We start from the raw sequence: 10,343 nt of genomic DNA, 5'->3' as shown, positions 1-10,343 counted from the left end.
GAACACTTGCAAGCCTTTTTGCTGGCCTACAATCACGCCAAACGCCTCAAACGCCTGCGTGGCCTGACCCCGCACGAGTTTATCTGCGCCCAGTGGCAGAAAAATCCTACTATCTTCAGTCGTGACCCCACCCAGCTCACCCTGGGACTATACAACTAGCCCACGGCTGAATCAACGCACTTGTGGCCGACACCCTTCCGGCGCCAAGTGCGTTGATTTGGCCGGTAATTCCTCCGTTTTGTACTTTGCCTCCGCAACCCGGTCCGGTAAGTTTGCCCATCATTAATGCGGTGATTTACCTGTCCTATGGAACCCCCTCTCTCCACTCTGCAACCCGGTCATTTGGGTTCTGAAAATGAATTAGTTGCCTCTGATGCAACGCACCATTCCGCCCAGCACTGGCTGTTCCGGTATGTGTTCAGCACCGACCACAAAACCATTGCCAAGCAATACCTGATAACAGGCATTTTATGGGCCATTGTGGGCGGGTCCCTGTCGTCCCTCTTTCGCCTGCAACTGGGCTGGCCCGAGGCTTCGATGGAGTGGCTACGGCCCCTGCTGGGCAAATGGATTACGGGCGGCAAGCTCGACCCCGAGTTCTACCTGGCCCTGGTGACGGTGCATGGCACCATCATGGTGTTTTTTGTGCTCACGGCGGGGCTGAGCGGCACCTTTTCCAACCTGCTGATTCCGTTGCAGCTCGGGGCCCGCGACATGGCCTCGGGCTTCATGAACATGCTTTCGTACTGGTTTTTCTTCCTGTCGAGCGTCATCATGTTCGCGTCCATTTTCCTGGAAACTGGACCGGCAGCGGCGGGCTGGACCATTTACCCGCCCCTGAGCGCGCTGCCGCAGGCCATCTCCGGCTCCGGCCTGGGCCAGACCATGTGGCTCGTAAGCATGGCGTTTTTTATTGCCTCGCAACTGCTGGGCGGGGTCAACTACATCACCACCATCATCAACCTGCGCACCCGGGGCATGTCGCTGACGAAGATGCCGCTCACCATCTGGTCGTTTTTCATGACGGCGGTGCTCGGCATCATTGCCTTTCCGGTGCTGCTGGCGGCGGTGCTGCTCCTGGTGTTCGACCGCTCGTTTGGCACCTCCTTCTTCCTGTCCGACATCTACATTGCCGGGCAGGCCCTGCACAACCAGGGCGGGTCGCCGATTCTGTTTCAGCACCTGTTCTGGTTCCTGGGTCACCCCGAAGTCTACATCGTTATCATGCCGGCCATGGGCATGGTGTCGGAAATTCTGGCCACGAACGCGCGCAAGCCTATTTTCGGCTACCGGGCCATGATTGGTTCGTTGATGGCCATCATGCTGTTGGCCTGCGTGGTGTGGGCGCACCACATGTTTGTGACGGGCATGAACCCGTTTCTGGGTTCGGTCTTCATGTTTCTGACGCTGATTATTGCCGTGCCATCGGCTGTGAAAACGTTTAACTGGCTGGCCACCATCTGGCGGGGCAACATTCGCTTCACGGCGGCCATGTTGTTTTCAATTGGCTTTGTGTCGATGTTCATCGCGGGTGGACTTACCGGCATCGTGCTCGGCAACGCATCCCTGGACATTCAGGTGCATAACACGTACTTCGTGGTGGCCCACTTCCACCTGGTGATGGGCTCGTCGGCGTTCTTCGGCATGTTTGCCGGGGTCTACCACTGGTACCCGAAGATGTTTGGGCGGATGCTGGACGAGAAGCTGGGGTACGTGCATTTCTGGCTAACCTTTTTGGGAGCCTACCTGGTATTTATTCCGATGCATTACGTGGGCATTGCCGGTTTTCCCCGGCGCTACTACGCCTTCACCGGGTTTGACATGTTTTCCCAGTTTGCCGACATCAACCGCTTCATCAGCATTGCGGCGCTGGCGGTGTTTGCCGCGCAGTTCATCTTTTTGTTCAACTTTTTCTACTCCATCTGGCGGGGCCGCCGCGCTACCCAGAACCCCTGGCGCTCGACTACCCTGGAATGGACGACCCCCATTGTGCCCGGCCACGGCAATTGGCCCGGGGCCATCCCGGTGGTGTACCGCTGGCCCTACGACTATAGCAAGCCGGGGGCGGAAGAAGATTTCATTCCGCAAGATGTGCCCCATTCGCAAACGCTCAGCTCAAACCTGCACAACGAGCAAACGGCAATAGAATGAGGCCCGGCCCCATTTTCTTCAAACCCGGCTTGGCAAAAGGCTGCCCTTGCCGGGCTCATCCCCACCGTTTAGGTGCTAATGGCAACCGAATGTTTTGAGAAATGAATCGTCGTGCGCAGTTTTCTTCGGGTTTTGTGGTTTCTCCCCACTGGGTTTTAGGAGTGGTATTGCTCAGTGCGGGGCTGCTGTTTGGGCCACTGGTGGTGTGGCTGCGCAGCCACCATGCGGTAGCCGGCGCGGCCAGTGCCCAGGCCCCGTTCGTGAATTGGAGCCTGTTGGTCCTGCTGGCCCTGCCGTATGGCTTCCTGGGGCTGGCCGGGGCACTCTGGTACCGGTTCTGCCGGCCACTGGTGCCCCGCAGTGGCGTGGGGCTAAGCTCCTGGCAGGTACGCCCCGATGGCCAGCTGGCCCAGGGCGCAGAGTAGGACGAGCTTTGGTCGCAACAAGCGGCCGCTGCCTTGCCTGAAGATTCCCAATGGTAACGTGCCGCCGTGCGGGGCCGGGGCGTTGAGGACGCTTCCCTGGTGGCCCACGGCTTCAGGCCTACAACCTGGCAGTGGTGTGGGCTGCGTCGGCATCACCAGTATCACCAATTTGGTCGTGGTGAGGCAGATACTCCCCGCAATACGCATTGAGCATTTCGGCTGGTTCGGCGCCGGGCATCAGCCGATTTAATTTGGGCGGTTGGCGGGGGGCTGCTGGCTGGCATTCCCGCCAACCGCAAGGCGTAGTACCCCTGGCGGCACGCGCTGCGTACGCTTTTTCTGTTTCCTCTTCTTCTCGTCATGCATCCATTACTTGCCACTGATTTAGCCCAACTGCCCGCCCTGTTGGCCACCGCCCGGGAGTTAAGCCTCGACTACCTCGCCGCGCTCCCCGACCGGTCGGTGGCCCTTGCGACGACGGAGCTGGTACCCCCTGTTTTGCCGGAGGAAGGGGCCGGCGGTGAGGCCGCGCTGCGTCAGTTCTGGGCCGAGTACGCGCCGCAGCTGGGGGCCAGCGCCGGACCGCGCTTCCTGGGGTTCGTGACGGGTGGCAGCACCCCCGCCGCGCTGGCCGCCGACTGGCTGGTGAGCGCCATCGACCAGAACCTGAGCAGCGACGGCTACTCCGTCGCACCGGCCATTGAGCGGGCCGCCCTGCACCTGCTGCGCCAGCTCTTTGGTCTGCCCGACGCGTTTGCGGGCGTGTTTGTCACCGGGGCCACCCAGTCAAACCTGGTGGGGCTGGCCGTGGCCCGGCAGTGGGCCGCCGCGCGGGCGGGGCACGACGTGGCGCAGCAGGGCCTGTTCGGCCTGCCGCCGCTGCCGCTGCTGAGCGGGGCCGCTCATTCCAGCATCTACAAAGCGGCTGCCATCCTGGGCCTGGGCCGCGCCCAGGTGCGGGCCGTGGGACAATTGCCCGGCCGCGAGGCCATCGACCCCCAGGCACTGGAAGCCGCGCTGCGCGAACTGAACGGCCAACCGGCCGTGGTGGTCGCCAACGCCGGGACCGTGAACAGCACCGATTTCGACGACCTCGGGGCGCTGGTGGCCCTTCAGCAACGCTACCCGTTCTGGCTGCACGTCGACGCGGCTTTTGGCGGGTTCGCGGCCGTGGTGCCCGAACTGGCCGACCGGGTAGCGGGCTGGGAGCAGGCCGATTCCATCACCATTGATGCCCACAAGTGGCTGAACGTGCCCTACGACGCGGCCATGCTCTTCACCCGTCACCAACCCTTGCAGGCCGAGGTGTTTAAGAATTCGGCGGCTTACCTGGGCCCGCTGGGCGACCGGCCCGATTTCGTGCACCTGGGCCCCGAGAATTCGCGCCGCTTCCGGGCCTTGCCCGTGTACCTCTCGCTGCTGGCCTACGGCCGGGCCGGCATCGCCGACATTGTGGCCCGCAACTGCGCCCAGGCCGCCGCTCTGGGCGCGTTACTCGACGCGTCGTCTGCGTTCCGGCTGCTGGCACCCGTGCGCCTGAACGTGGTGTGCTTCACCCTGACGGGGGCCAACACGAGTGGCCGCCACATTAGGGAATTTCTGGAGAGGGTGCGGGATTCCGGCGAGACGTTTTTGACCCCCACGGTGTACGCCGGGATGCCCGGGATGCGGGCGGCCTTCAGCAACTGGCGCACCGGGCTGCCTGACGTGGCGCGGGTGATGGCTGCGCTCCACGCGGCAGTGCGGGAATCTGCTGAGCAGGTCGGTACCTAACCGAATCGGCTTTCAAACAAAAAACAGGCATCCGCTAAAAGCTTGGCCTTGCGCGTAGAAGCCGGCATTCCGCCATCCGGCCGGCCGGCGCTTCCCCGCGTGGCGGGTGGCTTGGCTTAGATTTGCGGTCAGTCTCGGGTCTCGCGCTCACGCAACGGCAGATGAGCGCAGCAGCCGAAAGCAGACACGCCACCGCGGCAATCAAGCAATTGCCAGCGCCAGCGCAGTTCACCTGCATCCGGGAGCGGAGCTACTGCCGGAGAGCTTTTCCATAGCATATAAACATTGACATCATGATGACAACCAATTGCTTAAACCGCCCGGCCGTGGCAACGGCCCTGCTGGCGCTGCTGCTCAGCGGCTGCGATAACCATTCTGCTTCCACCACTGCGCCGCCGGCCGCGCCGGCTCAAGCGCAGCAGCTGTGCTTCCGGCAGGTGGTAGGGCGCGACACCACGATGGCGCACCTGCTCATCAGCGGCACGACCGTAACAGGCGAGCTGGCCGTGCTGCCCGCCGAAAAAGACCGCGCTCGCGGCCCCCTCCGGGGCACGCTGGCCGGCCAGAAAATAGTGGCCGACTGGCAGCGGGCGGGCGAAGGCCAGACGCAGGTGTATGAGGTGGAGTTTACGCTGGCCGGCGACTCGCTGCGCTGGCGCGAGGGTGCCCGTGTCGAAAAAGGCGGCAAATGGGTGTTGGCCTCTCCCGGGCAGGGCTATCAATACGTGCTAGGCAAAGTCGCCTGTGCCCATCAGCCTTGACTTGGAGTTGGTATCGAGGCGCAACCAGTACCAGCAGCAGCGCGGCACTAGGTGCCCAAGTGCCCGCTACAGGGCGATACGAGTTTAAGAAACGCGTTTCCCATTGCTCGTTCAAAAACCGTCAAAAAAAGCGAGCCCCTTGTAAGGGCGCGTCTCGTTAGGCGTCAGGCGGGTTGTGGCTCCCGCCGTGGGGCCGTTGGTTGTTCCCTTTGCCCGCCCCTCGTCATGCGTACCGCCCGCACTTTCCGCCGCCTTTTTCCTTTTGCCGTGGCCATGCTGCTGCCCGCCGGCCCGGCCGTGGCCGGCGGGTGCTGCGCCTCCACCGACCTCGCTACCCCGGCCGCCGAGGCCCCGGCCCGCCGCCTGACGCTGGCCGCCGCACCCGCCACGCCCTGGATGTTCATGAGCCCGGTTGCCAGCCACCTGCCCCGGCAGGCGGGCAGTCGGCAGTTCAATTACATGGTGGAGCATCACCTTTGGCTGATGGGCGGCGTGCAGATGGTGCCCACCGGCCTGCTTCTCACTCCCGAAACCAGCGCCGGCGACCGCACCTCGTTTTCGCAGGCCGGGGTGGGGGTGGGCTACACGCTTTCGCCCACGCTGCGGGCCACCAGCAACTGGAACACCGGGCTGGGCCGCTACAACGTGTCGCCCGGCAGCCAGTTCACGCTAGGCATTGCTGTTCGGTATTAAGAAATTGGTTTCTGGCGTGGCAATGTTGACATTGCATCCAAATACAAATATATTTTCACGAATCCTGATAAAATTTTCACTGCATCGGGTTTATGAAAGTCGTTGTCGAAAAGCATCCGCTGGCTATCCACTGGTTTCACTGGGTCAATTTCCCCGTGCTCAGCCTCATGATTTGAAGTGGACTCCGGATTTACTGGGCCAACGACGTGTACCGCCTTGGTTCGGCTGGCTGACCACTCTGCTGGGCGGCTACGAATTTGCCCGCATCCTGCACTTTGCCCTCCCTATCGGCTACGTGCTGTTTTTCCTGGTGCACATTGCCCAGGTGGTGCGGACCTGCCGGAACAACTTCCGCGCTATGGTGGCCGGCTTCGAAATCGAGGAAATTGACCCCGCCGCCCACAAAATCACGGCCGGCCCTATGGCCTGGCGCCTGCGGGTGCTGGGCTACGTCTCCGGCCAGCCCATTGCCGACATCAACCACCCTAAGGCGTGGCCCGCTACGTGGGCATGCCCCCCGACGAAGAATACCACGTGGGCCTGGAAATAGAAAGCGCCTTACACCCCCAAACCCTGCTCTGCTACGAGATGAACGGCGAGCCCCTGATCCTGGAGCACGGCGCGCCCCCGCGGCGGGGGTCGCCCTTCAAATACGGCGTGAAGCACATCAAGCGCATCAACGACGCCCCCATTCGCGAGGACGAGTGGCGGTGGCGCTGAGCCGCCAACCGTTTCCTTTGTTTTTTATTCGCCCCGCTTCTTTTGCCATGCAGCTTTTATCCGTCAACGTCGGCCTGCCGCGCACCATCGAATGGCACGGCCGCGCCATTACCACCGCCATTTTTAAACAGCCGGTGACGGGCTCGGTAGCCCTGGCGCCGCTAAACCTGGCCGGCGACCAGCAGGCCGACTTACGCGTGCACGGCGGCCCCGACAAGGCCGTGTACGCCTACGACATGGCGCATTACGCAGCCTGGCGGGCCGAGCTACCGGCCTGGACCGACTGGACGCCCGGCCTGTTCGGCGAAAACCTGACCACCGAAGGCCTGCCCGACGCGGTGGTGCGCATCGGCGACGTCTTCGGGGTGGGCACGGCCCGGCTGCGGGCCGTGCAGCCCCGCCAGCCCTGCCACAAGCTCAACCTGCGCTTCGACGACCCCGGCATGGTCCACCGTTTTGCCCAGCTCAACCGGCCGGGCATCTACTTCCGGGTGCTGGAACCGGGCATAGTGCGGGCCGGCGATGCCTTCGAGCTGCTCGAAGCCGCCGCTACCGACCTTACTATCCCAGTGGTGGCCCGGCTGCTGCTCACCCAGCCTACCCCCGCCGACGCCGACCTGCGAACCCAGGCCGTCGCCCTGCCGCACCTGCCGGAGGGGCTCAAGCGGCATTTGTTCGGCCGGTAATGGGTGTTGTTAAACAAAGCGGGAAAACCTCCGATTCAGACGCAAAAGTGCTTGGCATTCTCGCTTAACAATTTGTTAAGCGAGAATGCCTGCTGCAACAGTGTGAGCGATAGCCTAACCGTTCGTTTTCGCCCCTGCATTTCGACAGTCTTAAGGGGCGTGTAAGGCTATCGATGTGCCATCCTCTTACGTTGCATGTGTGCCTTATCACAAGCGGCCGGGCCATTTGACCACGCACCTGGAGGTTTTGCCCTCTTTGTTTTATAACACCCATAGTATTCTATTCGCATTGCCAAACCGCGTCATCGCCACGGGACACCTGTAAACGGGCGGTGTAATGGTCGCCTAAGAAATGGCGCTTAAAGTTAGGATGGTGACAGGGGACCTGTTAATCATCAGCATGCAGATTCCTAACCCACCCAATGCCGTGCGCTCGCCTCACAGCACCCCGACCAGGCCGCTGATGCTGACGGCTACTACGGCCGTGTTGAAGACGAAGGAAATCAGCCCGTGCAGCAGCGCCGTGTGGCGCAGGGCCGAGCCGCTGATGCTCACATCCGAGGTCTGGGCCGTCATGCCGATGCTGAAGCCGAAGTAGGCAAAATCGAGGTAGTTGGGGCGGGCCGAGCCGGCCGGAAAATCCAGGCCGCCGCCCGTGCCGTCGGCGTAGTAGAGGTGGGCGTAGCGCAACGTGAACACCGTGTGCAGCAGCAGCCAGGCCGAAGCCACGCCCCCGATGGCCAGGGCCACGTGTAAGGCCCGCATGATGGGCGGCAGGGTGGGCATCATGCCCGTGCGCAGCAGCAGCAGCACGGCCGAGAGGCTACAGGCCACGGCCACCGGCACAAACACAAAGGCCACCACCCGGCCCGGCGACTCGCGGGCGGCCACGGCGCGGGTGTGGCCGGCATCGGCGGTGGCCAGCACGCACCATATCATGGCCAGCGAGGCCAGGGCGAAGGCATCCCAGCCCACCACCGCCCGCCCGGCCACCGACAGTTCCAGCGGGGCCAGCCAGCAGCCGGCCGCGCCCAGCACCAGCGCCGTGCCAAAGCGCCGGCCCACGGGCCAGCTGCCCGCCCGCCGCAGCGTGCGGAAGGCGAGCGAGCGATGGGCGGCGCGGGCTGGGTTCAAGGTCGGTGATGCGGGCATGGCTCGAAGAGGGTCAATCGGGGAAAAGGTAAGAGTTGAGAGTTAAAATCCAGGTGGGTCGAATTTTAACTTTTAATTCTCAATTTTTAACTCAATCAATTGCTGGCCGTGACGCCCTGGCTGGCCAGGGCCAGGCTGGCCACGCCCACGATATGACGCGAAGCGTGCTCCTGCACCAGCACCACGGCGCGCAGGTTCGCGGTTTTCCACTGGCCATCCAGGCTCAGCGGGGCGGTGGCGGCGAAGGTGCCGTCGGCCGCTACCGTGCCCAGGGGGCGCAGGGCGCGCACCACGGCGGCGTGGCGCAGCAGGCGGCCCGAGTTTTCGCCCCGGCCCACCTGGGTAGCGAGGCCGGTTTCGGTGAGGGCCAGCAGCACGTCGGCGGCCTGGGTGCCGGCGGGCACATCGGCAACGTGCACGGCCAGGGTGCCATTGGCGGCGCGGGTCAGGTGCACCGTGGCGTGGGGGGCCTTAGCGGCTTTCAGCACGGTTTCGGCCAGGGTAGTGCGCTGGCTGCCCACGAACTCGTAGCGGCCGTTCACCACGGCCTGCGGGGTATAAGGGCCTTCGCCGAAGCCCTTGGCGTACTCGCGCTGGCGCTCGGTGAACTGCGCCGACGAGAACGGGTCTTTCCAGCCCAGGCGGTTCCAGTAATCGACGTGCTGGCCGAGGGCAATGACTTCGACGCCGGGCACCGACTGGCTGGTTTCCAGCTCCCGCAGCGCGGCATCGGCCGAGGGGCAGGAGGAGCAGCCTTCGGAAGTGAACAGTTCGACCACCACCGGCACGTTGCCAGCACTGGGCATATCGGCGTTCGGCGTCATGGGCAGGCCGGCCATGCGGGCGCTGATGAGGACGGCGGCCGAGGCGGCCGTGAGAAAAGGCAGGAGGGCAAAGGCAACGCGTTTCATAAGGAAAATACTTAACAGTGAAAATGTTGTGGGGAAAACCACCTGGCTTCTAAGGCGATGGACGCGGGGGAGGGGCGGGCCTTTCACGGCGGGGCAATATTTGCGGGATGGAGGCGGATGTTTCCATGGCGGCGAGGAATAGCGGGGCCGCGCATCCGGCACGCAGCCCCGCTGTATTCGACGCCCGTGGCCGGCCCGCCTTACAGGGCAGCGGGTTGGAAAGTCGTCAGCCGCTGGCAAGAACGTCCTGCCCATCTGGCGTATACGCAGGGAAGAATCTCTACTGCGAAGAGTAATCAATTACTGCTGGGGGCTCTCGAAAAACAGAGAACATAGCCTGTTAAGGCTCAGAAAGCGGCTTTTGAGTCTGTGGTTTTAGGTGTTGTAGACGACCGTTTACAAGATGCGAAATAGCCTGTCGGCTTAATTAAATCACCGATTCGCTAAACCTGATAATATCCGCAAGAACCAAGAAACTATAATGACATCGCGCCTAAATGCCCAGTTAATGAGCTTGTTCCGGGCCGAATTTGTTGGTATTTGCGGCCGGCCTCGGGGGGTGAACGGGGTAGAAAATGGGGCAATTTGCGGCGTTTGTCGGGTTTTGGTGTGTCTTTCATGACGAAGGAAAGATACCACCCTGTTCTGTCCAGCTTAACCAGACCACCTCAGTCCCGCTTGTTCAGGTTGCCATAACAGAAGAAATATACGTCTTCCTTCTGTCCGCCACTGCTTGACCACCTCTTGGTCGGGTAGCGTGCCGCGCGGGGTGGTGACGGCCAGTACCACCCGCGCCTCGCTCTCGGACTGCACCAGCCAAGCCGGTAGCCCGGCCCCAAGCCTGCAGTCCGTTACTGTGCGATTACTGTATCAAATGCTAGGACGTGTAAACAATTAAAGCCACATCAGGATGGCTCCGAGGGTGACCATTGCCAGAAAGGTGCTGGCGTTCTTTTCGTAGCGTGAAGCGAGGCCCCGAAACCGCTTGAGGCGGTTGAAGCAGCGTTCGATTTGGTTACGATTTTTGTAGACTTCTTCGTTGTGCTCAATCACTTGCGTCCGATTTTTTTT

The 10,343-nt window shown here is 62.5% G+C and carries 11 protein-coding genes; 8 read left to right on the top strand and 3 right to left on the bottom strand.

All coding sequences use genetic code 11. The annotated features are described in order from the left end of the window. Positions 1-306 precede the first annotated feature (306 nt). The 8 genes from J4G38_RS27760 to J4G38_RS27725 all read left to right on the top strand — a co-directional run bounded on the left by J4G38_RS27760 (position 307) and on the right by J4G38_RS27725 (position 7,209). Positions 307-2,151, top strand: a complete 1,845-nt coding sequence (locus tag J4G38_RS27760; protein ID WP_210522140.1) for a cytochrome c oxidase subunit I — start codon at positions 307-309, stop codon at positions 2,149-2,151. A 134-nt stretch (positions 2,152-2,285) separates the two neighbouring features. Then, positions 2,286-2,576, top strand: coding sequence for a hypothetical protein (locus tag J4G38_RS27755; RefSeq protein ID WP_210522141.1), 291 nt, complete (start codon positions 2,286-2,288; stop codon positions 2,574-2,576). A gap of 360 nt (positions 2,577-2,936) precedes the next feature. Then, positions 2,937-4,349, top strand: a complete 1,413-nt coding sequence (locus tag J4G38_RS27750) for a pyridoxal phosphate-dependent decarboxylase family protein (protein ID WP_210522142.1) — start codon at positions 2,937-2,939, stop codon at positions 4,347-4,349. 293 nt (positions 4,350-4,642) lie between these two features. Continuing rightward, complete coding sequence (locus J4G38_RS27745) at positions 4,643-5,110, top strand: hypothetical protein (RefSeq protein WP_226164045.1); 468 nt, start codon at positions 4,643-4,645, stop codon at positions 5,108-5,110. A 225-nt stretch (positions 5,111-5,335) separates the two neighbouring features. Next, a complete protein-coding gene (locus tag J4G38_RS27740; protein WP_210522143.1) occupies positions 5,336-5,803 on the top strand; it encodes a hypothetical protein in 468 nt (155 codons plus the stop codon). A 172-nt stretch (positions 5,804-5,975) separates the two neighbouring features. After that, complete coding sequence (locus J4G38_RS27735) at positions 5,976-6,353, top strand: hypothetical protein (protein WP_210522144.1); 378 nt, start codon at positions 5,976-5,978, stop codon at positions 6,351-6,353. Then, entirely contained in the window at positions 6,314-6,523 is a 210-nt protein-coding gene (locus J4G38_RS27730; RefSeq protein WP_210522145.1) for a molybdopterin-dependent oxidoreductase, read from the top strand. Before J4G38_RS27735 ends, J4G38_RS27730 begins: the two co-directional genes overlap by 40 nt. Before the next feature lie 47 nt (positions 6,524-6,570). After that, the gene (locus J4G38_RS27725) at positions 6,571-7,209 is read left to right on the top strand and encodes an MOSC domain-containing protein (RefSeq protein ID WP_210522146.1); all 639 of its coding nucleotides are present in this window, start codon (positions 6,571-6,573) and stop codon (positions 7,207-7,209) included. 438 nt (positions 7,210-7,647) lie between these two features. Here J4G38_RS27725 and J4G38_RS27720 read toward each other — a convergent pair whose 3' ends face one another. The 3 genes from J4G38_RS27720 to J4G38_RS29330 form a co-directional block, all read right to left on the bottom strand. Beyond that, complete coding sequence (locus J4G38_RS27720) at positions 7,648-8,361, bottom strand: DUF1345 domain-containing protein (protein WP_210522147.1); 714 nt, start codon at positions 8,359-8,361, stop codon at positions 7,648-7,650. Positions 8,362-8,456: 95 nt separating this feature from the next. Continuing rightward, a complete protein-coding gene (locus tag J4G38_RS27715) occupies positions 8,457-9,272 on the bottom strand; it encodes a DUF1223 domain-containing protein (RefSeq protein ID WP_210522148.1) in 816 nt (271 codons plus the stop codon). Positions 9,273-10,166: 894 nt separating this feature from the next. After that, entirely contained in the window at positions 10,167-10,325 is a 159-nt protein-coding gene (locus J4G38_RS29330) for a transposase (protein ID WP_226163232.1), read from the bottom strand. Positions 10,326-10,343 lie beyond the last annotated feature (18 nt).

Source organism: Hymenobacter terricola (genome assembly GCF_017921975.2).
GTDB classification, from domain to species: Bacteria; Bacteroidota; Bacteroidia; order Cytophagales; family Hymenobacteraceae; genus Hymenobacter; species Hymenobacter terricola.
The sequence above is the reverse complement of the archived record's forward strand: the minus strand, read 5'-3'. Positions and strand labels throughout refer to the sequence as shown.